At 31.1% G+C, this 25285-nt stretch carries 32 protein-coding genes; 27 read left to right on the top strand and 5 right to left on the bottom strand.

What is annotated here, in order from left to right; genetic code table 11:
• The first annotated feature begins 61 nt into the window (after nt 1-61).
• The 25 genes from HBE96_RS23180 to HBE96_RS23300 all read left to right on the top strand — a co-directional run bounded on the left by HBE96_RS23180 (nt 62) and on the right by HBE96_RS23300 (nt 18704).
• On the top strand, nt 62-526 hold the full coding sequence (locus HBE96_RS23180) for a phage terminase small subunit P27 family (protein ID WP_169300068.1): 465 nt from the start codon (nt 62-64) through the stop codon (nt 524-526).
• Nucleotides 523-2202, top strand: coding sequence for a terminase large subunit (locus tag HBE96_RS23185; protein WP_169300069.1), 1680 nt, complete (start codon nt 523-525; stop codon nt 2200-2202). Before HBE96_RS23180 ends, HBE96_RS23185 begins: the two co-directional genes overlap by 4 nt.
• Nucleotides 2203-2424: 222 nt before the next feature.
• Complete coding sequence (locus tag HBE96_RS23190) at nt 2425-3687, top strand: phage portal protein (protein WP_169300070.1); 1263 nt, start codon at nt 2425-2427, stop codon at nt 3685-3687.
• Nucleotides 3665-4282, top strand: coding sequence for an HK97 family phage prohead protease (locus HBE96_RS23195; RefSeq protein WP_169300071.1), 618 nt, complete (start codon nt 3665-3667; stop codon nt 4280-4282). The genes HBE96_RS23190 and HBE96_RS23195 overlap by 23 nt, the downstream gene beginning before the upstream one ends.
• 53 nt (nt 4283-4335) lie before the next feature.
• Nucleotides 4336-5430 carry a phage major capsid protein gene (locus HBE96_RS23200; protein WP_169300072.1) on the top strand — a complete coding sequence of 365 codons (1095 nt, stop codon included), beginning with the start codon at nt 4336-4338 and terminating at the stop codon, nt 5428-5430.
• 15 nt (nt 5431-5445) lie between these two features.
• The gene (locus HBE96_RS23205; protein ID WP_206155042.1) at nt 5446-5766 is read left to right on the top strand and encodes a head-tail connector protein; all 321 of its coding nucleotides are present in this window, start codon (nt 5446-5448) and stop codon (nt 5764-5766) included.
• Nucleotides 5767-6144, top strand: a complete 378-nt coding sequence (locus HBE96_RS23210; RefSeq protein WP_169300073.1) for a phage head closure protein — start codon at nt 5767-5769, stop codon at nt 6142-6144. It begins immediately after the preceding gene.
• A 69-nt stretch (nt 6145-6213) separates the two neighbouring features.
• A complete protein-coding gene (locus tag HBE96_RS23215) occupies nt 6214-6432 on the top strand; it encodes a hypothetical protein (RefSeq protein ID WP_169300074.1) in 219 nt (72 codons plus the stop codon).
• Between the two features lie 36 nt (nt 6433-6468).
• Complete coding sequence (locus HBE96_RS23220; protein WP_169300075.1) at nt 6469-6828, top strand: HK97-gp10 family putative phage morphogenesis protein; 360 nt, start codon at nt 6469-6471, stop codon at nt 6826-6828.
• A gap of 10 nt (nt 6829-6838) precedes the next feature.
• Complete coding sequence (locus tag HBE96_RS23225) at nt 6839-7195, top strand: prohead protease (RefSeq protein ID WP_169300076.1); 357 nt, start codon at nt 6839-6841, stop codon at nt 7193-7195.
• A 64-nt stretch (nt 7196-7259) separates the two neighbouring features.
• The gene (locus tag HBE96_RS23230; RefSeq protein WP_169300077.1) at nt 7260-7865 is read left to right on the top strand and encodes a major tail protein; all 606 of its coding nucleotides are present in this window, start codon (nt 7260-7262) and stop codon (nt 7863-7865) included.
• Between the two features lie 65 nt (nt 7866-7930).
• Nucleotides 7931-8266, top strand: a complete 336-nt coding sequence (locus HBE96_RS23235; RefSeq protein ID WP_169300078.1) for an RNA polymerase subunit sigma — start codon at nt 7931-7933, stop codon at nt 8264-8266.
• Between the two features lie 89 nt (nt 8267-8355).
• Nucleotides 8356-8505, top strand: a complete 150-nt coding sequence (locus HBE96_RS26050; protein ID WP_243187044.1) for a hemolysin — start codon at nt 8356-8358, stop codon at nt 8503-8505.
• A 17-nt stretch (nt 8506-8522) separates the two neighbouring features.
• Nucleotides 8523-11774: a phage tail tape measure protein gene (locus tag HBE96_RS23245; RefSeq protein ID WP_169300079.1), complete on the top strand. Its 3252-nt coding sequence runs from the start codon at nt 8523-8525 to the stop codon at nt 11772-11774.
• Nucleotides 11775-11790: 16 nt separating this feature from the next.
• Nucleotides 11791-12648: a phage tail family protein gene (locus HBE96_RS23250; protein WP_169300080.1), complete on the top strand. Its 858-nt coding sequence runs from the start codon at nt 11791-11793 to the stop codon at nt 12646-12648.
• 14 nt (nt 12649-12662) lie between these two features.
• Nucleotides 12663-13853 carry a siphovirus ReqiPepy6 Gp37-like family protein gene (locus HBE96_RS23255; protein WP_169300081.1) on the top strand — a complete coding sequence of 397 codons (1191 nt, stop codon included), beginning with the start codon at nt 12663-12665 and terminating at the stop codon, nt 13851-13853.
• Nucleotides 13854-13871: 18 nt separating this feature from the next.
• On the top strand, nt 13872-14654 hold the full coding sequence (locus tag HBE96_RS23260) for a hypothetical protein (protein WP_169300082.1): 783 nt from the start codon (nt 13872-13874) through the stop codon (nt 14652-14654).
• A 15-nt stretch (nt 14655-14669) separates the two neighbouring features.
• Nucleotides 14670-15674 carry a hyaluronate lyase N-terminal domain-containing protein gene (locus HBE96_RS26055; RefSeq protein WP_206155043.1) on the top strand — a complete coding sequence of 335 codons (1005 nt, stop codon included), beginning with the start codon at nt 14670-14672 and terminating at the stop codon, nt 15672-15674.
• Between the two features lie 13 nt (nt 15675-15687).
• The gene (locus tag HBE96_RS23270; RefSeq protein ID WP_169300083.1) at nt 15688-16272 is read left to right on the top strand and encodes a hypothetical protein; all 585 of its coding nucleotides are present in this window, start codon (nt 15688-15690) and stop codon (nt 16270-16272) included.
• Nucleotides 16273-16284: 12 nt separating this feature from the next.
• Nucleotides 16285-16626, top strand: a complete 342-nt coding sequence (locus HBE96_RS23275; protein WP_169300084.1) for a hypothetical protein — start codon at nt 16285-16287, stop codon at nt 16624-16626.
• Nucleotides 16626-16790, top strand: coding sequence for a hypothetical protein (locus HBE96_RS23280; RefSeq protein ID WP_169300085.1), 165 nt, complete (start codon nt 16626-16628; stop codon nt 16788-16790). Before HBE96_RS23275 ends, HBE96_RS23280 begins: the two co-directional genes overlap by 1 nt.
• A gap of 124 nt (nt 16791-16914) precedes the next feature.
• Nucleotides 16915-17148, top strand: coding sequence for a hemolysin XhlA family protein (locus HBE96_RS23285; RefSeq protein ID WP_169300086.1), 234 nt, complete (start codon nt 16915-16917; stop codon nt 17146-17148).
• 12 nt (nt 17149-17160) lie between these two features.
• Complete coding sequence (locus HBE96_RS23290; protein ID WP_169300087.1) at nt 17161-17988, top strand: GH25 family lysozyme; 828 nt, start codon at nt 17161-17163, stop codon at nt 17986-17988.
• Nucleotides 17989-17991: 3 nt separating this feature from the next.
• The gene (locus tag HBE96_RS23295; protein WP_169300088.1) at nt 17992-18357 is read left to right on the top strand and encodes a hypothetical protein; all 366 of its coding nucleotides are present in this window, start codon (nt 17992-17994) and stop codon (nt 18355-18357) included.
• A 104-nt stretch (nt 18358-18461) separates the two neighbouring features.
• Nucleotides 18462-18704, top strand: a complete 243-nt coding sequence (locus HBE96_RS23300; RefSeq protein WP_425350790.1) for a GMP synthase (glutamine-hydrolyzing) — start codon at nt 18462-18464, stop codon at nt 18702-18704.
• 85 nt (nt 18705-18789) lie between these two features.
• Here the strand turns inward: HBE96_RS23300 and HBE96_RS23305 are convergent, their stop codons facing one another.
• The 4 genes from HBE96_RS23305 to HBE96_RS23320 form a co-directional block, all read right to left on the bottom strand.
• Nucleotides 18790-19857: a site-specific integrase gene (locus HBE96_RS23305; RefSeq protein WP_169300089.1), complete on the bottom strand. Its 1068-nt coding sequence runs from the start codon at nt 19855-19857 to the stop codon at nt 18790-18792.
• Nucleotides 19858-19872: 15 nt separating this feature from the next.
• On the bottom strand, nt 19873-20052 hold the full coding sequence (locus HBE96_RS23310; RefSeq protein WP_206155044.1) for a MerR family transcriptional regulator: 180 nt from the start codon (nt 20050-20052) through the stop codon (nt 19873-19875).
• 76 nt (nt 20053-20128) lie between these two features.
• Nucleotides 20129-20284: a hypothetical protein gene (locus HBE96_RS23315; RefSeq protein WP_169300090.1), complete on the bottom strand. Its 156-nt coding sequence runs from the start codon at nt 20282-20284 to the stop codon at nt 20129-20131.
• 70 nt (nt 20285-20354) lie between these two features.
• Nucleotides 20355-20558 (bottom strand): hypothetical protein, encoded by a 204-nt coding sequence (locus HBE96_RS23320; RefSeq protein ID WP_169300091.1) that lies wholly within the window; start codon nt 20556-20558, stop codon nt 20355-20357.
• Between the two features lie 195 nt (nt 20559-20753).
• Here HBE96_RS23320 and HBE96_RS23325 point away from each other — a divergent pair, with 195 nt between their 5' ends.
• Entirely contained in the window at nt 20754-21875 is a 1122-nt protein-coding gene (locus HBE96_RS23325) for a DNA-methyltransferase (RefSeq protein WP_169300092.1), read from the top strand.
• A gap of 366 nt (nt 21876-22241) precedes the next feature.
• The gene (locus tag HBE96_RS23330; protein WP_169300093.1) at nt 22242-24302 is read left to right on the top strand and encodes a hypothetical protein; all 2061 of its coding nucleotides are present in this window, start codon (nt 22242-22244) and stop codon (nt 24300-24302) included.
• A gap of 176 nt (nt 24303-24478) precedes the next feature.
• Here the strand turns inward: HBE96_RS23330 and HBE96_RS23335 are convergent, their stop codons facing one another.
• Nucleotides 24479-25276 (bottom strand): AAA family ATPase, encoded by a 798-nt coding sequence (locus HBE96_RS23335; RefSeq protein ID WP_169300094.1) that lies wholly within the window; start codon nt 25274-25276, stop codon nt 24479-24481.
• Nucleotides 25277-25285 lie beyond the last annotated feature (9 nt).

Here is a 25285-nt window from a genome sequence, read left to right on the forward strand (position 1 = left end):
CCCAAAATGAAAATTTTATTATGTGATAATCATTATCGATAAGAAAGGTAGGTGATATTTTATGTGTGCTAGACCTTGTAAAAGTGTAGCAACTATGAGTAAACATTTTACTAAAGAAGAATTACAAACAAGACAAGAGCAAGAGAAAAGGCTTAAGGGTTTAGCCGATAATATTAAACCTCCTGCATATTTAAGTAAAACACAAAAGAAAATATTTAAGTATATAGTACAAGAATTAAAAGTTAGTGGTATTCTATGCAATTTGGATATTTATGTTTTAACTACATGTAGTATAGCTATTGATAGATTACAGGATATAGAAACATTAATAAATAAGGACATTAATAATTTATATAACAAAGATTTGATGGCATCTAAAGATAAATATACTAAAGATTTATTTAGGTGTACTTCAGAATTATCCTTATCTCCACAATCTCGTGCGAAATTAGGAAATTTAAATTTACAAGTTAAGAAAGACGAAGAAGATCCTGTTAAAAAAGCGTTGCGTGGTGATACTGAATGATACTTTTAGATAAAGCTTTAAAATACTGTAAAGATGTAGAAAATGACATTGAAATTACTACAGATGAGGTAAAACAACAATGTAAAATATTCTTAGAAGATTATAATATAAACCAGTATAAAAATGAATTTGAATTTTGTTTTAGTGAAAGTAAATTGAAAATCATAAATAATTTATTAAAATTATTTAACTATGCAACAGGATTTGTAGCAGGTAAAAATATATTAGAAGGTTTGGCAGGATTCCAAGCCTTATTTTTATGTGCAATTTTTGGGTGGAGATATAAAAATGATTTAGATAAATTTAGGTATAGAGACGTAGTCTTATTTATTCCTAGGAAAAATGCTAAAACTTTTATAACTGCAATAGTGTTTATATTATTAATGTTAACAGAGCAGAACTTTAGTGAATTTTATTCTATATGTATAGATAGAGATTTAGCTAAAGAACTTAGAAAAGCTATGGCACAAATTATTGGAGCAAGTCCATCGATTGCCAAACATTTTTTGGTTTCTGAAAGTGAAATAGGAATAATTAAATGTAAATTAACTAATAGTTATTATTATCCAAGGACAAGTAAAGCAAATAAGAATAATTCAATTCGACCTACATGTGTGTGCTGTGATGAAGTTGGAGCGTTTACGGATAATGACAATATACAAGCAATGAGAAAAGGTCAACTTAGTGTAAAAAACCCTTTAATGGTAAAAACAACTACTGCATATGCTGAAAGTGATTCAGTAATGCTAGAGGAATTAGAATATGATAGAGCTGTTTTAAATGGTACTGTGACTAATCCAAGATTATTCTGCTTAATATATTATGCAAACAGGGAAGAAGCATGGGAAGATAAAGCTATTTATAGAGCAAATCCTTTAAGAGTACTAGAAAATTACAAAGAAATTAAAGATGATAGAGAAACTGCAAAAATAAAGACAAAAGAGCAGGAAGAGTTTTTAACAAAAAATCTTAATATATTTATAGATAGTGATGAGTTGGATAAGTATATAGATATAGCATATTGGAAGAAATGTAGAATAAATAATATAGATTTTTCGGGTAAAAATGTAGTTGTTGGAGTAGACTTGTCTCTTACAACAGATTTGACTGCAATTTCAATACTTTATAAAGAAAATAATATAATTTACTGCATGTCACATGGATTTTTGCCTGAAGGTTCTTTAAAAAAACGTAGGGAAAATATAGATTACAGAGATTATGCAAGAAAAGGTTATTGTGATTTACATAAAGGAATGACTGTAAATTATACACTTATAGAACAATATATAAGAAACATAGAAAGTAAATATAATTGTAAAATTGAAACTATAGTAACCGACCCCGCATATGCTCGAGAAATGATGGATAGATTGGAAAATGATTATGATATTGTAAAACTAAAACAGACATATACTAATTTAAGTGCAGCAACTAAAGAGTTTAGAAAGAAAATTTATGATAAAGAAGTTAAGTATTTAAAAAATGAACTTTTAGATTGGAATATGAACAATGCTATAACTAAGCATGGAACTAGTGATGATGAAATGCTACAAAAAGAAGATAAAAACAAGCAGAGAATTGATATGGCAGCAGTATTAGTATTTGGATACACAGAATTAGTTGGTGAAGATTGCAGCTATAATGCACTAGAAGAATTGGATAAAATGAACTGGTAAAGAGGTGATAAAAGATTGAAAGAAAAAATTAATAGATTACTTAAAAATACTATTTTTAATGACTTGTTTGTGATGGAAATAGCCTTTTTTATTGGTATTTTTATCATTATTTTTACTAATTTTTGTATAAATATATACTTTGGATTATATTTTTTAGGTTTAATTTTAATAGCTTACAGTATATTTTTATTCAAATTTAGAACAGAAAAGAGGTGAAAATAAGTGATATTTAATAAGATACAAGAAAAAAGAGAAGTAAGTGTTAATGATTGGAAAACAGTATATTCTTTTGAGAATGGTTATGAAATAACTCCATTTGAAATGGAAATGAAAGAAAGTACATATTTTAGTTGTATAAATGATATATCTCAGGATATTGCTAAATGTACCTTACAAGTTAAGAGAGAAACTCAAAAAGGTGAAGTATTAGCAAAAGATCATTATTTGTATGATAAGTTGCGTCTAAGACCTAACCCTTATATGAGTGCTATAGATTGTTATAAATCTTTTGTAGCACTAGCTAAACATAATGGATATGCTGGATTACTTATAAATAGAAAAGGTAGTAAAATTGAGGGATTATATCCTGTAAAAATAACAAATTGTGTAATTGATGATGCTGGATTAATAAAAAGTGTTATGAATAATAAGATTTTATGGGATTATGAAAGTGTTAATTGTGAAACAGGTAGTTGTTTTGATAAGGATATAATAGTTCTAAGAGATTTTACTATGGATGGAATAAAAGGTAAGGCAAATAAAAATATATTAAATGAAAGTTTAGATACATCTTTAAAGAGTCAGAATTATTTAAATACCTTATTTAGTAATGGATTAACTAATAAAATAGTAGTGCAATTAACTTCGGATATTAAGGAAGAAAAAGAAATAAAAAAGATACAAGATAAATTTAGTAGGATTTATAGTAGTAATGGAAAAGTTTTTACCGTCCCAGCAGGATATTTTGCAAGTTCATTAAATTTATCTTTAGCTGATGCCCAATACGAACAATTACGTAGATTGTCTAAGGAAGAAATAGCTATGTCTTTTAGAGTACCATTAACGAAACTAGGATTTGTAAAAGAAAATGCTAGATCAGAAGAACAGGACAATTTAAAGTATTTAGGTGAATGTTTACTAGTAATTTTCGAACAGATAGAACAAGAAATGGACTATAAATTACTTACAGAAAAGGAAAGAAGACAGGGATATAAAGTAAGATTTAATGTGAATGTATTGTTAAGAACAGATAGTAAAACACAGGCTGATGTAATAAATTCTTATGTAAGTAATGGCGTTTACGATTTAGATTATGCTAAAGATATTTTAGGTGTACCAAAATTAGGAGGAGAGCCTATAATTACTTTACCTTCAGGACAAGTTTTATTGAAAGATTTGTTAGCTGGAAAAGTTAGTTATTTAAAAGATAATAAATCTACTAGTAGGGGAGGTGATGGAGAAGATGAAGAAACAGAAGGAAATTAGAAGTATAGATAAGTTTGAAATAAGAGAAGTAAAAGATAATTCTAATACTATTGAATTAGAAGGATATATTGCTAAGTTTGATACTTATACCGAACTTTGGGAGGGATTCTTTGAAAAAATAGATAGAGATGCTTTTAATGATACTATTTCAAATGGACATAATGTATTTTTAGTTTACCATCATGATATGAGTAAAGTGCTTTCTTCTACAAGAAATAACACATTAGTATTATCTACAGATGATATAGGTTTGAAATTCAAAGCTACTATCAATAAAAATCTAACATACGCTAACGATGTTTATGAACTTGTAAAGAGTGGCGAATGTAGAGGTTGCAGTTTTGGTTTTTATGTATTGGAAGATGATATACAATACAATAATGAAAAAGATGAAATCAAGAGAACACTTTTAAAAATTGAACTTCTAGAGGGTACTATAACACCTATTCCTGCATATGAAAACACAGAAGTATATGCTAGATGTAAAGATATAATAGCAAATGAAAGACAAAAATTGCAACAAGCTAAAGAACTTGAACAATTAAAAACAGATTTAGAATTGATAAAAATTGAGAATGAATTACTTTTTAAGTAGTTCTTTTTTTATACCTAAAATTTAATTAAAAAAATGAAAGTGAGGAAATGTAAATGAAAATAGAAGAATTAAGACAAGAAATAGCAACAAAAACTGAGGAATTAGGAAAGAAAATTGAATCTAGAGATGTTGAAGGAGCTAAAACATTAAAAGAAGAAATAAGACAAGCTAAAGAATTATTAAAACTTGCAGAAGAGCAGGAGGTAGAAGAAAAAAGAGAATTGGACAAACAAAAAAATGCAGAAAAGAGAGGTAATAAGAATATGGAAAAAGTAAGTGAATTTAGAAGTGTGGTTAAACATGTAATGGGAAAAGAAAAATTAACAGAAGAAGAAAGAGCAATGATAAAAACTAGCGACCATAGTGCAGTAATACCGAAACAATTTATAAATGATATAATTGAGTTAGAAAAAGGTTATGGTTCTTTAGAAGGATTATGTGATGTAATTCCAGTAACAAAAAATGATGGAACAATTCCGGTTATAGATTTAGAACAAGGCGAAGATTTAAAGGAAGTAGTAGAAGGGGATGCAATAACAGATGGTACTCTTGTAACAACAGATATTCCTTTTAAATGTTCTAAGGTTGGATTATTACAAAAAATCACAAGTGAAACAATAGATGATGCTGAAGTTGAAATAGAAAATTTAGTAAGAAAGAATTTTGTAATAAAAACAGTAGCAAATAAAAATGCTAGAATTATGAAGGTTTTAAATGATAATGCAACAGTAATTCCAGGTACTTCTTATGAAGATGTACATAAAGAAATAGATAAGTCTTTACCATCTGTAAAAAATGGATTAATTAATATAACAAATGTAACAACATACGCAGAATTAAAAAATATGAAAGATAAGCAAGGTCGAAATTTAGATTTAATAACTGTTATAGGTGGACAAGAATATTTTGGTGGAAAGCCTTTATATGTTGTAGAAGATACTTCTTTAGCACCTACAACAAAGGATAAGAAGTTTGTAGTTTTAATTGCAAATGCTAAAGAAGCAGTAAAATTCCCAAAAAGAAACGAAATAACAGTTGCGAAAAGTCAAGAGGCTGGATTTACAACAGATTCTGTATATTTAAGAATATTAGGTAGATTCGGAGTAGTAAAAGGTGTTACTAGAAGTATTAAAAAAATAGAATTTTAATAATTGGGTGGTGTAATGCTACCCTTTTTTATTATTAAAAAAGTAGGTGATAACGTGACTTTAGAAGAGATAAAAGATTATTTAAGAATAGCTGATAATTATGAAGATAATTTTATTAATGAATTAGTAGAAACATCTAAAATTTACATAGATTCTATGGTAGGAGAAGCTTATAAAGCAGATGATAAAGCAGTAAAATTATCTGCTTTACTACAGAAAAAACTTATAATTGATATGTATGAAAATAGGAGTACTGAGATACCACAAAATACTAAACAAGATAGAATAGTTACAAGCATTTTGGAGAAGTTAAGTAATTATACTGAGGTGGTCTAAATGGCAGATTTTAAAATTAACATAGGAGATTTAAGAAATAGAATAACTATACAAAAATTTGCTACAGTTCAAAACGACAATGGATTTGATGTAGAGGAATGGCAAGACTATAAGACTATTTGGGCAAATATGAATAATCTTTATGGTAAAGAATTTTATGCAGCCAAAGCAGTACAATCTGAAAATACAGTAGAGTTTGTAGTTAGATACAGTAAAGATTTAATATGTTTAGATAGTAAAAATTATAGGATTAAAGTTATAAAAAATAAAGAAGCTGAAAAGGAAGAAGATAAATATAGATTCTTTAATACAACATTTATAGATAATATACAATATAAAAACAAATGGCTTAAAATAAAAACTATAGAAACAACATAAACACTTCTTTTTGTTTCCATTATGTAATATAATAGAATATATGATAAATTTTGCAAGGGAGTGCTTTATATGAATAAAAGATTAACAATATTCTTATTGCCATTAATTGCAATTTGGATGTTCTTTTTAGCCAAAATAGGTATGAATGGATTTACTGTGTTTTTGGGTATAGTATTTAGTATTATTTATGTATGTATTGCAGCAGGTATAGTAGATGGAGTTACAAAAGCTAAAGGTGAAATGTATTTGGCAAATAAATATGACGAAGAGAAGAATAAAAGTAATTAAGGTGGTATTATACCATCTTTTTTGTTGAGGTGATTTATGAATGGTATAGCAATAGAAGGATTAGAAGAATTGGAAATGCTAGTACAGAACATGACAATAGACGAAAGTGATGAAAAAAGGGCAGTAAAAAAAGCTATTGATATTGTAGCAGATGAAATTGAAAAAAATACACCTGAAGGTAAAACAAGAAAACTTAAAAGATTAAAGAAAAGTGTTAAAAAAGAAGGATTTGCTACAGTAGGAACTATTAAATTAGGAGCTTTTTACGATATATTCCAAGAATTTGGTACAAGTCAGCAAAAACATCATCTTGGATTCTTTGAAAGAAGTGTAAAAAGTAGTGAAAATGAAGCAATAGATGTACTTGCAAAAGAATTATTAGAAAAGGCAAAGTAGGTGATGATATGTGAATATAAAAAAGTATTTAAAGGATACCTTGAGTAATAAAGAGATTATAGACTTATTACCCAATAGTAAAATATTTTTTCTTCATGCTAATAATCCAAATAAAAAATTGTATTTGGAATATGAGATTGTAAATGAATTTGGTACAGAGTTTAGCGAAGGAAATGAAGAGTATACAGAATATACAGTACAAATAGATATATTTAGTACCGGAGATTATACGCAGTTAGAAAATATAGTTAAAAAACATATGATAAATAGTGGCTTTAGTAGGGATATGGCAGCAGATTTATATGAAGAAGAAACAGGTCTTAATCACAAAGCTATGAGATTTAACATAAGTTTGAGAGCAGATTAATGAAAGTTAATCTATTTTTATGCAAAAAATTAAAAATAATATTAAGAAAGAAGGATGATTTTTTATGGGACAACAAATAGTACCAGTAATTTCTTTAGAGAAGTTATATATAGCAAAAATTTTACAGGACGATAACACAGGGGTTAAATTTGATACACCAAAATACTTAGCTGGAGTAAAAGAAATTTCTGTAAAACCTAAAGTTGCAGTTGACGAATTTTATGCAGAAGGAATGTTGTGGTTAAGTGATACTACACTTGCAAACATAGATGTAGAAGTAAATATTACAGATTTAACCGACGAAGATGAAGCGTTTTTATTAGGTCACAAATTAGCTGAGGGTGGAGGAATAATATATGGTGCAAACGATGTAGCACCAGATGTTGCAATTCTCTTTAAAGCTAGAAAAGGGAATGGAAAAGCAAGATATGTAATTCTCTATAATGGTAAGTTTTCTATAAGTGATGAGGATTATAAAGGAAAAGAGGGTAAATCTAATTTCCAAGCTAAAAAGTTAAAAGCAGGTTTTGCACCATTACATAACAATGAAAAGTGGAAATATAAAATTGACGAAGATAGTACAGATGCACCTGTTGATATAGATACTAAATTCTTTACTAGTGTAATTGTTCCAAAAGAAAAAGTACTGAAAACAGAACAACATGCTTAATTTGGGTAGGATTAATTTCCTATCCTTTTTAAAATAAAAAATTTTAAGAAAGAAGGTATATATATATGTTAGATAAAATTGAAAAAATGAAAATAGGTGACAAAGAGTATTCTTTTAAAATGACTAATAAAACAGTGCTAAAAATAGACGAAAAGTATGGAAATTATGGAACTGTTTTAGCTGGAATTATGGAAGCAAAACAATTTTATACAAATGCTTTAAAAATATTAAGTTGTAGTTGTATAGAGAAAGAATGGGAATTTGATGAATTAGTAGAAGAAATGACAGGAGAACAATTACAAAGTACATCTAATTTTGTGGTTCAACTCTATTTTAATTATATAGGTGTTGAAAAGAAGAAAACGGATAAAGAAGATAAAAATAAAATTGAAAAAAACTAGATGACCAGTCAAAAAATCCGTATGAGATTGATTTTGACTGGCTTTTTTATATAGCAAAAGTACATTTAAATTATTCCAAAACAGAATTTTTGGAAAGTAGTTTTAGAGAAATAGTAGATATGTGGAAAGCACATGTTAAATTTAATGGTTGGGAAGTAAAGAATGATGACGAAGGAAATAACACCAATCAAGGTGATACATATAAACATGTAAATATAGAGGATATTTCATTTTTATAAGAGAGGAGGTAGACTAAGTGGCAGGAGATACAGAAAAAAGAGTAACTGCAAAATTTATACTTGATTCTAGTGGATTTAATGATGGTCTTAAAGGTGTAAATGCAGGTCTTAAAAATGCACAAAGTGAATTAAAATTAGCTAGTAGTGGTATACAGGCATTTGGTAAGGATTCTGAAAAACTTAAAGGTGTACAAGAAGCATTATCTAAACAAGTAGAATTACATGCTAAAAAAGTAGATATATATAAACAATCTATAGAAAAAGCAACTAATAAATTACAGGATAATATTAAGGAAAGAGATAAATTAAAAGCTAGTTTAGATAATGCTAATAATGCTTACGAAAAAGCTATTAAAGAGTATGGTAAAGAATCTGAAGAAGCACAGAAAGCAAAAGAATCTGTAAATAAATTAACAGAAGAGTATAAGAAAAAAGAAAAAGCTGTAGAAAGTAATGCTAAACAAATAAATACATATACCACAAATATGAATAAAGCTAACGCAGAGTTAAACAAAACTAAAGGTGAGCTTAATAAAGTAACCAGTGAATTATCTACTCAAAATAATAAATGGATAAGTGCTAGTAAAGGTATAAAAGAACATTCAGAACATCTTAAAAATGTAGGTACAAGTGCTAGTAATGCAGGAGATAAAATTTTAAGAATGACAGCACCACTTGCAGCAGTTGGTATTGCAGCAGTAAAAACAGGAATGGATTTTGAATCCCAAATGTCTAGAGTTCAGGCGATAAGTGGAGCTACAGGCGAAGAATTTAAGCAATTAGAAGATGCAGCATTAGATTTGGGAGCAAAGACAACTTTTAGTGCAAGTCAAGTTGGCGAAGCTCAAGAAAATATGGCTAGTGCTGGTTTTAAAGTTAATGAAATTTTAGCAGCTACACCTGGAGTTTTAGATTTAGCAGCAAGTTCAGGTGAAAGTTTAGCAAGTTCGTCTTCAATTGCGGCAAGTGCAATAAGAGGTTTTGGATTAGATGCAAGCCAAGCTGGTCATGTTGCAGATGTATTGGCAAAATCTGCTGCTGATACTAATGCAAATGTACAAACTATGGGAGAAGCATTTAAATATGTAGCTCCAATTGCAAGAGGTACAGGACTTTCTATAGAAGAAGTTACAGCAGCAGTAGGAGAAATGGCAGATGCAGGAATTGATGGTAGTACAGCAGGTACAACACTTCGAGGGGCTATAAGTAGATTAGCAAATCCATCAAAAGAAGCAGCAACAGCTATGGAACGATTAGGGTTTAATGCCTTTGACAGCAATGAAAAAATGAAAAGTCTTGCAACGATTTCTGATGAATTAAATGAAAAAATGAAAGGCTTAACAGATCAACAAAGACAAGAAGCAATAGCTACAATATTTGGTCAAGAAGCCATGAGTGGTATGTTGGTGTTAGCACAAAATGGTGGTACAAAATTAAATGCCTTAACAGAGGGGTTAAAGAAGAGTGATGGTGCGGCTAAACAAATGGCTACAACTATGCAAAATAATACTAAAGCAAGTATTGAACAGATGATGGGCAGTTTAGAAACAGCAGCTATAAAACTAGAAAAGACACTTGCGCCAACTATAAAAAAAGTAGCTGATACAGTTGGAAATTTAGCAGACAAATTTTCTCAGTTAAGTCCTAAAACACAAGAAACTATTTTAAAAGCAGTTGGCTTAACAGTTGCTTTAGGTGGAATTTTAAAAATAAGTGGAAGTGTTATAGGAAGCATAGGATCTATAGCAGGAGGAGTTGGAAAACTTGCAAGTATAATAGGTAAGACTAAAGTAGCAACACAAGGGGTAGGTGTAGCTACTGGAGTAGCAAGTAAAGGAATTGGAGCATTAGGAATTGCTAGTAAATTAGGTGCTTTAGCATTAAATCCTTGGGTTTTAGGAATAGGAGCAGCAGGTGTGGGACTATATGCTTTGTATAAGCATACACAACAAGAAGCAGTTCCAGCAGTAGATTTATTTGCAAATAAAGTTAATACTACTAGTGCAAGTGTAAAAACATGTCATGGTGCAATGACAACGCAAATTGAAACAGATACTATTAAAATTAGTGAGTCTACAAAAAAAGCAGTTGGTGCTTATATTAAAATGGATGATAATGCTAAAAAAGCGTTAACAGATTTATACGTAAACGGAACTAAGATAACAGCTGATACATCTAAAAGTTTGATAGATACATATAACAGTATGGGTCAACAAATAAAGGATGGAATGGATAAACATTATCAGGAAGATTATAGTATTATGGATGATTTCTTTAAGAAAAGTAGTACTCTAACTGAAGATGAAGAAAAGAAAGCATTGTCTAGCTTACAGAAAAACAATGAAGATAAGAAAAAGGAAGTAGATAATTATACAAAGAAAATACAAGATATATTGAAGAAAGCTAGTAATGAAAAACGTGCTTTAACCAAGGATGAACAGGAAAAAATAAATGAAATACAAGAAAAGATGAGAACTAATGCAGTAAAAACATTAAGCAGTCAGGAAGTTGAAAGTAAAGTTATTTTAGAAAGACTTAAGGAATATGGAACTAGAATTACTGCGGAACAAGCTTCTAACATAATACAAAATGCAAATAAACAGCGTGATGGTGCAGTAAAAGCAGCCAATGAACAGTACGATAAAACTGTAAAAGAGATTATAAAAATGAGAGATGAAAGCCATTCTATAACTAAGGATCAGGCTGATAAATTAATAAAAGAAGCACAAAGGCAGAAGACTGATTCTATAAAACATGCAGGAGAACTAAGAGATGGTGTAGTAAATAAAGTAAAAAGCATGAATAAGGATGTAGAAGAAAATGTTGATACGTCTAGTGGAAGAATATTAACTAAATGGGATAAGTTAAAAAGTTGGTGGGATAACTGGCATCCAATGAAAAAGATATTTGAGTTTGAATTTAATCAAGCAAAAGGTGGAGGATTAGATCCAGGTAAAATTTGGACTGGTACTAATTATTGGAAGGGTGGAGTAGCAGCTCTACATGATCGTCCAGGAACACAAACAAGTTACGAATTATATGACTTACCTCGTGGTACTAGAGTATACAATCATGACGCCAGTGCAGATTTAGTAGAAAAAACAGCAGAAAATGTTGCAACTAAAGTAGCTAACAGTGTTCTAAGTAGTTCTAATGGTGGTAAAAATGGTATAAATGTAACACAAAATATTTATACTCCAGTTGGTAGTCCATCTGAAATAGCACGACAAACAAAGAATAATCTTAGAGAATTAGCATTAAGTTGGTAGAAATGAGGTGGTTCATATGGCAAGAAAAGATTTTAAATTAATATATGAGAATGGAAAAGGACAAAGTATAGAATTTTCTATATGGAGTTCTTTTTTTCTTGAAGACTTTGATGGATTAGATGGATTAAAAAATAATATTTATACTAACAAAGGTATGCTTCAGGATGGAGAAACCTTTGTTAGCAGTAATTTAGATATGAGAAATATAGTTATACAAGGTACGATTCACGATAATGTACAATATAACAAACCTAGAATGATAAGTGCATTAAATCCAAAATTGAAAGGCAAATTAACTGTTATTGATGGAGAAGTTACAAAATATATTAGGTGTTATATAGAAAAATCACCTACTTTAAGTAATGATAATAAGCCTAAATTTGTATTAAGTTTAATTTGTCCTAACCCATTTTTCTATGACAAAGAAGTTAAAACGGATGTTGCTTTATGGCGAGGTGATTTTGAATTCCCTTTAGAAATATTGGAGACTGGAATTTTATTAGGACATAGAGAACCTAGTTTAATTGTTAATGTAATAAATGAATCTGATTTAAAATGTCCATTAAAAATTGAATTCAAAGCACTTGGAACATTAAAAAATCCTTCTCTCTTTAATGTAAATACAAGAGAATATTTTAAAATAAATAAAGAAATGAAAGCAGGAGAAAAAATTGTAACTACTACTGGTATTGGAGATAAAAAAGTTATTGAAGAATACAATGGAATAGTTAATAATGCATTTAATTATATGGATATCAATAGTACGTTTTTACAACTAGATACAGGGGATAATTTATTTAGATATGATGCAGAAAAAAATGTAGATAATCTAGAAGTTAGCATTTATTATTATCCACAGTATCTTGGAGTTTAGGAGTGTGATGTCTATTGGAATTATATATATTTGATAGAGAATTAAATTTTAAAGGAATTTTAGAAAGTTATTCTAATTTAAGATGGGTTAGAAAGTATCATAAAGCAGGAGAATTTGAGTTGCATTGTGCATTAACTCCAGAAATTTTAGAATTACTAAAAAGAGAGAATATATTATGGAAAAAAGCTGATGATGAAGCTGGATTTATAGAATATAGAAATCTTAAACAAGATAAAAATGGACAAGAAATTTTAGTTGTTAAGGGTAGATTTTTAACTAAATATTTAGATAGACGTATTATATGGGGTAGTGAATTATTGCAAACTACAGTAGAAAATGCTATGCGAACATTAGTGAATAATAATTGTATTAATCCAATAGATAAAAATAGGATAATTCCTAACTTAATTATAGAAGAAAATAAAGGTTATATACAAAATATAAATTATCATATTAGTTATAAAAATTTATTAGAGGAATTAGAAAGTATAAGTAACGTAAGTAATTTAGGTTATAAAATTAAGTTTAATGTTAATGATAAAAAATTAGTATTTGATGTTTATGAGGGTAAGGATTTAACTGTAAACCAAGCAATAAATCCTATATGCATTTTTAGCAAAGAGTTTGAAAATATTTTAGAACAAGAATATACAGACAGTATTAATAACTATAGAAATGTAAGTTTAGTTGCAGGAGCAGGTGAGGGAAAAGAAAGAATATTTACCACTATAGGACAAGCGAATGGGCTTGATAGATTTGAATTGTTTACAGATGCGAGAGATTTACAAGATAAAAAAACGGTTGGGGAACAGGAAAACCAGCATGAAGAAGATATACCCATTCAGGAATATATGAAAATGTTAGAGCAAAGAGGGATAGAAAAACTTGCAGAATGTAAGGAAATAACAACATTTGATAGTAAAGTGAATGTAAATTCTAGTTTAAAATATAAGGATGATTTTAATTTAGGAGATGTTGTTACATGTATGTCTAAAAAATGGGGATTAATGATAGATGCTAGAATAACAGAAATAGAAGAAGTATATGATGAAAAAGGATTAAGTATTAATATTACTTTTGGTAATACTGTACCTACTGTATTAGATAAGATTAAAAGTTTAGCGAAACAGCAAATTGGTGGATCAATAGTTACTAGCATTACAAATGTGAATGTAAATAATATTGACGGTGGAAGTTTTGTATAGAAAGGATGTGAGGATATCTTGGAGAAATCAAGTTTTTTTAATAGTGTAAATGGTGATAGAAAGTATAAAGCAAGTGATTTTGCAGAATTTTTTAACTCTTTAGTAACTAATGGTGTTTTTCCTAACTCAAATACAAATTTACAAGTAGTTACAAATAGCAACAATATGACAGTAACCGTTAAACCAGGTAAGGCTTGGATTAACGGTTATGTTTATATTAACACGGATGATTTAATCCTTAACATAGATGTAGCTGATGGTGTTTTAAATAGAATAGATAGAGTAGTTTTGAAATTAGATTTTCTTAATAGGCAAATAAAAGCTGAAGTTAAGAAAGGCAATTTTGAAAGTACTCCTATAGCTCCAATATTGCAACGTGATTTAGACGCATATGAATTATGTATTGCAGATATTTATGTGAATAAAGGTGTAATAAGTATAGTACAGGCTAATATAACAGACTTAAGAATGAATACTAGTTTGTGTGGTTGGGTAAATTCACTTATACAAGCTGATACCACTGCAATATTTAATCAGTATTTGGATTGGTATAATACTAAAACAAGACAATATGATACAGACTTTACAACTTGGAGTAATGCAGAAAAAACTAATTTTGAAGCGACAAAGGAACAATTAGAGAAAGATTTTATTATATGGTTTAAATCTGTAAAAAATACTTTAAGTGGTGATGTTGCTGGAAATCTATTAAATATAATAACTGCTGTTCCTAGAATTTATAGGGGTACTACAGATCCCATTGAACCAAGAAATGTTGATTTTTGGTTTAAGGAAATATAGAAGAAGGTGAGATGATTGTCCCAAATAATTAAAATTAAAAGAGGATTAAAGAAAGACTTAACAATATTACAAGAAGGGGAAATGGGATTTTGCACTGACAAAAAGGAATTTTATATTGGTAATGGTACTGAAAATACTCTTATAAACAAAGATGTAAATATTAAAGTCGAGAATTCTATAATATCCAATGATAACCCTAATAATGTTATAGAACTTGTTGCAGGAAACAATATTAATATAACACCAGATGAAACTAATAATAAGATAACTATTTCTTTAAAAAATAATGTTGAAACAAAAGAAGAATCTCAAGCAAAAGCTAATACAGCTGAAAGTAATGCAAAAATATATGCTGATAATAAAGTTGCAAGTATAGTTAATTCAGCACCGACTACATTAGATACATTACAAGAACTTGCTAAAGCATTAGGTGATGATCCAAACTTTGCAACCACAATAACTAATATGGTAGCTTCAAAGGAAACTCCACAAGGAGCACAACAAAAAGCTAATATAGCTGAAGGCAACGCAAAAGCATATGCGGATAGTATTAAGCCTACAACATTACCTGCTAATGGTGGTAATGCAAACACATTAGACGGAAAACATGTGAATGATTTTGCTCCTAGTGGATATGGTTTAGGAACAATGGCAACAAATATCTCTAGTATGGATTTAAATAATTATAAAATAACTGGTTTTTTTAGAGGAAGTAATGTAATTAATGCTCCAAACACAGGATGGTTTTGGTTTATTATAATTGGACATGATACTGGTTGGACTAATCAAATAGCTATATCATATGGGGCAAATAATATTGGGAATATAATGTATTCTAGGATATACCAAAATGCTAGTAGTTGGACGGGTTGGAATAGAATTGCTAAAACAACAGATATTCCAACGAAGTTAAGTCAATTTGCAAATGACATAGGAGCTGGTAGTGGAGTTAAAATTACAACATCTGTAAATAGTCCAAGTGCAATAAATGCAGGTGATTTTTGGTACAAAATAATTTAAGGAAGGTGATACGATGTCAGATAAAAATATTCAGATGGCACAAAGGAATGAAAATAATACCGCATGGGATAATTTATATCCAAAGACTAAAGCAGTAAATGTAGATGTAAATCCCATAGATGGTATAGCTGGAAGTGATGTACAAACAATATTAAACAACCTTTTTCAATATGCCAGTAATGGTAAAACAGCAGTTGCTAATGCAGTAACTGCTAAAGGTGTTTCCGCAAGCCCTTCGGATACATTTTCAGTATTGGCTACTAAAGTAGGGCAAATTAATACAGGTAAAAAATCGGCTAGTGGCTCTATTGGATTTAGTAGCTATTTTAGTTCACAAGACGTTACTGGGTTACAATTTGTACCAAGTATTATATTATTAAGATATTCATATGCATATAGTGGTGCTTCACATATAGGACATAGTGTAAGTTTATATATGTTTGATGGATGGTATACTATGACAGATTCTTGGAGGCAAGATATAACGGTAAATAAACAACCAACCTCGAATTGTTTTACAGCAAATTATAAATACACAGCAGATGGCGGGTATAATGGCGTTACTGGTAGTAGTTTTGATTGGATAGCAATAGAATAGGAGGTTTTTTCAATGCAAATAGGTATGAGATTAATTTTTGATAAGCAAACAGGAAAAATTTTAAATGGTGTATTAGGAGAAATGCAAGGTGATCTGCAAGAAGGATTAAGACCAGCTGAAATAGATTTTATAGATCTTCCTTATGGTTATAATGATAATAATTTTAAAGAAGCTCTTGAATATCATGTGGATATAACAAAAAACAAAAGCACTGCATCTATAAAGGATTTAATAATTATAGACAAGTATATAGAACACACAGAAACAGAAGAAGAAAAATTAAAAAGAGAAAAAGCAGAATTAGAAAATCAATTATTATTAAAAGAAAATAAAGATTTAGGAGGTATTTTATAATGGTAAATCAAATAATTGTAAAAATAATAGCAGAAAGAATAATTAATAAAGGATTAAATCCTTTAAGAAATAGAGTATTTTTATTAGAAGATGTAACTAATGTAGATTATAAAAAGGCTGTAGAAGATTATATTATAATTAATAGTGGAGCTGTAACACAATAGAAAAAATATGAGTTTATATTATAAAAATTCAATGTAATAAAACAATATTAATGGCAATAAGGAATGACTAGAAATAGTCTTTTTTTTATTGCCTATTTTTAGTGGAGAGAAGGTGTATATGAATATGAATAATGAAACAGTAGAATTAAAAATTAATGAACACAACACAACGTTAAAAGAGCATGATAAAAGACTTGATAGAGTTGAACAGGATGGAAGAGAGTTTAGAACAGAAATTAAAAACCTATGTGAAAACATTAAAAATTTAACAGGTGCAATTAAATGGCTAATAGGACTTGGAGCAAGTACTTTGCTTGGGTTCTTTTTTTATGCCATTCAATCACATATTTTTGAGTAGGAGATGATTATATTGAAAGGAATAGATGTTAGTAATAATGATGAAAATATAGACTTTAATCAAGTAAAAAATGCAGGATATGAGATAGTATATTTAAAAAGCACAGAAGGACTTACTTATAATGATAATAAAATGAGAGAATTTTACGAAGGGTGTAAAGCAAATCAATTAAAGATAGGTTTCTATCATTTTCTTAGAAAAAATGATCCAACACAAGAAGCAATACATTTTCTAAATGCAATATCAGGATTAACATATGATTGTATTCCAATGCTAGATGTTGAAGGGAATGATAAATGTGACTTAACAGATGGTTCTGCTACATGGAGAACTCAACAATTTTCAGATTATTGTAAATCTCAAGGTGTACAAATTGGATTATATACATATACAAGTTTTTTAAAAGAATCTATGGGTGGAAATACACTGGAGTTACCTTTATGGATTGCAGAATATGGTGTTGATAGTCCAAACATTTCTCAAGATTACATAGGGTTTCAATTTACAGAGGAAGGAAGAGTTCCAGGTATCGGAACTAACTGTGATATAGATAATTTTGACGAAAGAATATTTGTAAATGGAGGTAAAAAGAAAGTGGAAAGTATAGTAATTTATAATTATGGAGCAGATATGCATAGTGCGGAGATATTAGCAGATTATTTAAATTGTCCTACTATATCTAATGGAAGAAGTTTTGATTATAGTTGTGTTAAAAATGTTTATGCTGTAGGTGGAAAAGCAGATCAATACACTAGTTATCTTACTAAGTTAATTGCCGGTGATGATAGATATTCTACAGATCAAGCTGTATTAGATTTTATAAAAAATGGAGGTAAGTAATATATGACTAATGAATTAGTAAAATCAATTATAAGTGATGGAGCTTACATAATAATTACAGGTTTGTTTGGCATAATAAGTTTTCAATTTAAAAAATTTATTGCAGAACATAATGATTATATTCAAAAAGAAAAGGAATTAGTTAAAACACAAATAGGTGCAGAACAATACTATAAAAATAAAGATAAAGCTATAGATTTAATATTAAGGATAGAAGAAGAAGCCAAAGCTTATAATTGGGATAGTGAAGTGAAACATTCTAATGCTGTAAAATTGATTTCTGAGAAAACAGGATTAAGTTCAGAGGATATTTATGATATTATAAAAAGTACCGTAACTAAAATAAAAACTGGACAGGTGGTAAAATAATTATAATTTTTGTTAAGGTACAATTAATTTTGCACCTGTTTTTTCATTTTTTATTGACTATTTAATGGAAAATATTTTATAATAGTCATAGAAGAATATCATAAATGCTTTTTATGATATGTCATAGGGATATGCAAAGTGGTTTTGAAATAAGTATAAAAGTATTTCAAAGAGCAATAGCTTTAAGAGCAGTAACATCTTCTGATGCAATGACTTCTGAATGGGCTAGAATACCTTATGAAGTTTTAGATATAGTTTCAAGAAGAATTGTTAATGAAGTTCATGGAGTAAACAGAATTGTTTATGACGTAACTTCAAAACCACCTGCTACTATTGAGTGGGAATAAGAACTAAAAACCTTGAATACATTGAAAATACAATGTATTCAAGGTTTATTTTTTATTCTGCGTACTAAAATCGTACTAACTGTATTTAGCCTCTTATCAGCTTTTGAAGTTGAGTTGCTACTTCTGTTTGCTTGTGTGGGTAGAGGTGCGAGTACGTCTCGAGGGTTGTCTCCACCCTTTCGTGGCCTAACCTTTCAGCAATTAGCAATGGAGAAAATCCCATCTCTATCAACAGAGATGCGTGCGAGTGGCGTAGGTCGTGTACTCTAATCTTTTTTAGGCCACTTTTCTGTGAACCTCGCTTCATTTCTATGGTGAGTAATGATTTAGTGACTGGAAAAAGCCTGTCTGTCGGCTGAATACCATATAGTTTATTCATGTACTCTCTTAATGAGTCGGATAAAGACTCAGGTAAGGCAATGATGCGCTTGCTTTTCGGTGTCTTTGGTTGAAGAATGAGGTCTTCACGGTTATATCTAGCGTAATTCTTATTGACTGAAAGCGTGTTGGCCTCGAAATCAAAATCACTTGGGGTTAGAGCCAGTAGCTCGCCCGAACGGATACCTGTCCAGAACAGAGTTTCAAGCATTAGCTTTGACATTGGTTTCTCATCAAATGCCCTAATAAAGAGCTTGAACTCAGCAACAGTGTAAAAACTCATAGCTTCTGCGTTTTTCTTGCCCATTGAGCCACAAAGTCTCGCAGGATTGGAACCCAATTTGTAATATTTCGTAGCAAAATTGAATATAGCAGAGAGTTGATTGTGTATGGTTTTGAGATAAGTCCCAGCATAATCCTGTTTTATTAACTCATTTTGCCACTTCATCACTGTAGCTACTTCAACAGTGCTTATTGTCATGTCCTTGAAATAGGGGAGTATCTTTAGCTCAATCAGAACCTTTTTGTTCGCAAGCGTTGTAGGTTTAAGTCTACTCTCACAGTATTCAAGGTAATGCTCATAGAGACTCGAAAACAACATATCGCTTTTGCTTCCAACTTTATCAAGAAAATCTCTCTCAAATTCATTTGCTTCTCTTTTTGTTAAAAATCCTTCTTTTTTCTTCTGTTTACGTTCGCCTTTCCAATCTTTGTAATAAAACTTGGATGTCCAAGTTGTTTTTCCTAATGCAGTTATCTGCTTAAATGCTGCCATTATTTTACCCTCGCTTTACATCATTACTTTGCTTTCAAAGTACTTTTTGCTGATTTTACCCGGTATCACAATATATTCTTTGCTAAGTAGCTCATTGTTTAGCTTTTTGATTATCCTATAAGCGGAAGTCTCAGATATACCAAGAATTTTACTGACATCCTTAGCAGTATAAAACATTATATTTATATTATTCATATTAATTATTCTCCTTTCAATTTTAAATGAAATGATGTAATTAAAGTTCCTTAAGTATAGCGCATCGGTTCCGCTTCTAAAAGGCTGGTTTAGACTTAATTTGTAGCTTACTAAGCACATCCTCTTTACTTCTAAGCACTTCCCTAGCATCCTGTATAGCTTTGCTGGATGCTATACATCTTACATCAGTTGCACAAACAGCACGCCATTCTCCGGTCTGTATCATACTCATAAACTTACACCTCCTTTTAATTAAATTTATTTTTTTGAAAACTGCATTTGTAACTGTACTATAGCTGTTTTCACTCACAATCTACATAGCAAGTACCATAGGGTAGTTGCTGAACCAACGCAAAATAACAATGGTCTGGACTAAAATAGTTGCCTTTACGTGTTGCTAACACAAGCTGTTTTGTTCTGCTATCAAACTCTCCTTTCGTATAACACCTTCCTGACATCATATTTTCCCAGTACTTACGCATTTTTTTACACTCAGATGAACTCATATTCATATCACTCCTTTCTTGTTCATTTATGGTCTGTTTTATGATAGGCACACATTCTGCAAATCTGAATTCTTACTGCCAAGAAAAAAGCATCTAACCGGCCAAGGTAGCATAGCTTATCGGCCAAGAATAAAAGATAGGGACAAAACGTTGAAGGTGTGCTATAATAGCAACACATAAATAGGAGATGATTGTATGAACAAGCCAAAACACCAGCTTACAAGGAAAGAACGCCGTTCACAAATAGAAAATTGCATAAAAGAAGACCCTTCGCTTTCTAGTAGAGGCATAGCTCGGATTTGTGGAGGTTCACACGTAACTGTACTAAAAATCAAGGAAGAAATGAAAAACACCGGTCTTATTGACCAGATGAACACAAGCGAAGAGACATGGAGAAAGCATCCGTATTTGAAAAAAAATCCACGTATTCTTGAAAATTTAAGCGAGCATGGCAAACGTGCTATTAAAGCCGATGGAGTACTTGATATGATGGAAGCGAAGAAATTGAAGAGCCCTGTGTATGCACAAAGACTGATATTTAAGGAAGCGAAGGCTGCTCGTAATAATCTGTATGTGGAGCTTGGTGAAGATGCCTGTACATTATTTGTAGCTGATATTAAGCAAGGACTCCCGCAAGTGAATGACAATAGTGTTGATTTATTGCTCACAGATGCACCGTATGACCGTGGGAGCGTACCTCTTTTTGTAGATTTAGGGCGAGTTGCAAATCGCGTTTTACGCAAAGGTGGAGTATTACTATGTATGGTAGGTCAAAGCTATTTACCTGACCAAATTTCACAATTAAGCAAACATTTGAAATATCATTGGACGCTTGCTTGTATTACACCTCACGGTTCACCATTCTTATATAAGAAACGTTTAACAACAGGTTGGAAACCAATTCTAATGTTTGTAAAGTCAGAATATACAGGAGATATGGCGTATGACATTGTACGAGCACCTATAGAAATATCAGAAAAAGAGGTGCCTCCACATACACAGCCCATAGAAGTAGTTGAAAAGCTCTCGGAAAATCCAGAAAACATGGTGGATGACCTTGTGTATGCCCCTGCTGATAAAGCCGAGAAAGAACTACTTAGGCACGCACAACCATTACAAGTGTTTGAGACGCTAATCGAGCGTTTCAGTCGGCCTGGAGATTGCGTACTTGATGTTTTTTGCGGATCAGGGACGACAGCTGTAGCTGCTTTAAAGAAGAAACGCAAGGTGATTGCCTGTGACAAGGATGAAAATCGGGTAGAAATGACCCGTAAGAGGATTGAAAAAGAAGTCGGTATAGACGTGAAATCAATATGACTGATTCAAATCGAAGTGTCTCACATTTTGTGTTTCTTGAGTTTTTATTAGTTAATAGTATAGACATAATGACATCTGAAGACTCAGGTGTTTATTCAGCATACTGGTAGAAAAAGTAAAAATTCTAATAGACATTCTAATTAATATAATGTATAATGAGATATACATAAAAAATCTTTGCAGCATTGCTCATAGATATTGAGTGGTGTATGATGCATCAGGATGGATATGTGTTTAATATTATGAATTTTTGCAAGGTGTTAATATATATTGTAGCCGTGCATTTTTCTATATTTGACATTAACTCTTCTGATGAATCAGAAGAGTTTTTTTATGCAAATTTTATCCAAATAGGAGGGAAATAGCATGGTACAAAACAGTATTGAAGAAATTAAGGCTGCAGTTGTAGTAGTACTAGGAAAGGGTAATCCGATTGTTTCCACAGGGACTACAGAGAGTGGTAAGTCAACAATGATGGCAGCCTTGGCGAAGAATTCGGGAGTACAGGAGCTTCTTAGTATTCGTGAGGCAGATGGGAAAGGAAGTACATCAGAGGTTGAGATTATCGCAACAGATTATGAAGGTATTCCAGAAGATAAACTTGTAGTCATGGCTAAACTTGGTCGTAAAACAATAGCTGATTGCAATGATGACAACGAATTTATTGGTAATATTCTTTATTCCGCAGCAAAGGATTATAATAAAAATCGAAATATTGACTTTTACAGAAATAAGATTATCAAGACGTTTCAGAATGGCTTAAATCACCCAGCTAATGAGTCTCTTGCTTATAAAATCAAAGAAATGTCAGATAGTGATTTTGACGCCATAGCTGAGATTCTAAATAGGTTTGCAATTGATGATGTTATGACTGTCTATAATGAGATGGTGGCTAAAAAAACAAATAAAGGTCAGAATGGTGTAAAGATTTTCATTGAACTTTTGTCAAGTAAACAAATGTTTACAAGTCTTATTGAAGAGTTTTGGAAAATTATCGTTGATTTGGTAAATCGTGATGTTACAGCACTTAAGGATGATATTTCTAAGAATGGTGCTGATGTTGAGGTAGATTCAGAAGGGAATAGTCATATTATTATTGTCTTAGGTGAAGAAGACAAGGATAGCAGCATTACAGAAACACTCTTAAAGAGTGAAGATGGTTCTAAGGAATACCTCTTGTCTGATATTTCTTTAATATTTAGAGGTGATGACTACATTTTCAATGTAGAAGATAGTGACCTTTTAATTGTATCAGAGCATGATGGACAGCCGATTAGATGTTTACGCCTGATTGACACACAAGGTTTATTCCATTCTACAGGTGTTACGGCTAAAGAAGAATCTGAGAGAATTATCGATATGCTTTCAGAATACCATAGTAACAAGCTGATTTTGGTTATTAACTCATACATTACTGATACCGTAAAGGACGGATACGAAGCTATCCGAACGATGCTTCAGGATGCTAACAGGGATGTCGAGATATATATCATTTATACTCATTGGGACGAATACCTAAAGACATATAGTCAGCAGAGAAGTGACACTGGAAAATTCAGTAGAGGTAGAGGAAGTGTTGATTGGAAGCAGAAGTTAGAGTATGCCATTACTGACCAGGATGTTTTGATAAGTAGTTTAAAGAGTAGCCTTAGCTCCAATAACTCAAAGAAGAAGCCACGTTTAATTAGCATTAATCGTGCGGCTATTCTGACTGACCCTGAAAACAAAATGGAAGATGAATTGGAAAGTAAAGGGTTTGTTTATCCGGAGGCTATGAAGCATCTTCTTGAAGATGTTCTGTGTGAACAGGCTAAGTTTGGACCAAGACCGAGGGTAATCGAAGGTATTGAGAAATGCATTACTGTGGACTTGACTAATGTCTCAAAACAAGATATAAGTAGCTTATATAACAACTTGGTTGTAGAGTGCAAAGGTCTTAAACTGTATGCATCAACTGTGAGAGCCAGCACTAGAAAGTGGCGCAACTCTGGAACAGTGCATAAGTCATATGTAGTAGCAAACGAGTATGGCTTCAATAACATTGAAACAAAGTTTGTGCAGGAAATTCGTAATTATGCGATGACCTTTAGAAACAGATTACAGATTGATGCCGCCAGCTTCGTGCCTGATGTTTTAGAAAGAACTAAGTTCTGTGATGATTTTGTTCAGTATTTGATAACTAATCAGAACTTAGGACGTGAGGTTGCAGAATTGATTGGTGACGAGGCATATAAGAATGGTTTTGGGAAGAACAAAGGATTCTCTTATCAGTATGATAGATTCAAGGACATGCTTGAATATACACAGGATAAATATTTTAATGCTCCCAATATTAGTCCTACAGCAGAATTTGTTGCTTGTCTCAACCAGTCAATAGAGAACTGTGTTAAGGATTTTGTAGATGCAAACTGTATTGTAATTTATTAGTTTATACTTTTAAGTATAGGGTCAGAACCAGCATTTTGTGTAAACTGGAAAATAGCATAAGATAGAGCAGCATTTAATTGAGGCGGGAAACCGGCATACGGATTCCCGCCTTTACTGAATACTAGCTGGAACTACCGAGGGTATTTCAAGGACGGCTGTGTGTCCCTTCATTTAAGTCATAATATTGATTTCAAGTCCATTTTAGTTCCATGCTTCAACGAGTGTTTTGCTATCGGATTTAACATATTTAGAAATCCACGAGGGGAACCAGTTTTATCCCAAAGTGCACGAACTTCCTTTTCTTCATACAAAACACCAGCATCATTCAAGCACTTTAAAGTATACTTCATCAACTGATTAGCATCGAATTTTCCACAATCTATCGGGAAAACGCGAGTCATCAATTGTGCATCTCCTATTACTGCCTGTGTTGAGAGAAGTAGAATGTTCCCACCCTGCCCATGTAGTCTGGTTCGGACTGCATTCATTTCTGTTGCTTGTTTTAGCAAATTAACGGCTACTTCAGTTAAATCGTGTGATTCATCAATAATAAGAAGTGTTCTTGCACATGAAGCCGTTGCAGTCATATAAATATCCAATGCTTTTTTTAACGACGCAACACCAGTTTGTCTGATTTGCGAACCATTCAAGTATAATATTTTACAATTATCTCGCTCAAGGCCAAAGCTCTGTTGCCAATCATCATACATTATAAATTCATTCATCTGTGAAATTATACGAGCAACAGTTGTCTTGCCGCAACCCGCTGGTCCGTGTAATAACACGGCTGCGGGCATCTCGTCGAGGTCCTCAACCCAATCAATCAGCATTGATTTGAATGGGTCAATAAGCAACAAATCCTCCAACCTTGAAGGTTCTGGAAACAAGGTATTAACGCGAACGGGTGGTATTCTGTAAACATCTTCACTGTAGTCGATGATATCCAATTCTAAAATACTATGTTTTAATGACATTATTTTTAC

It is taken from the genome of Clostridium muellerianum (genome assembly GCF_012926525.1).
Classification (GTDB): Bacteria; Bacillota; Clostridia; order Clostridiales; family Clostridiaceae; genus Clostridium_AM; species Clostridium_AM muellerianum.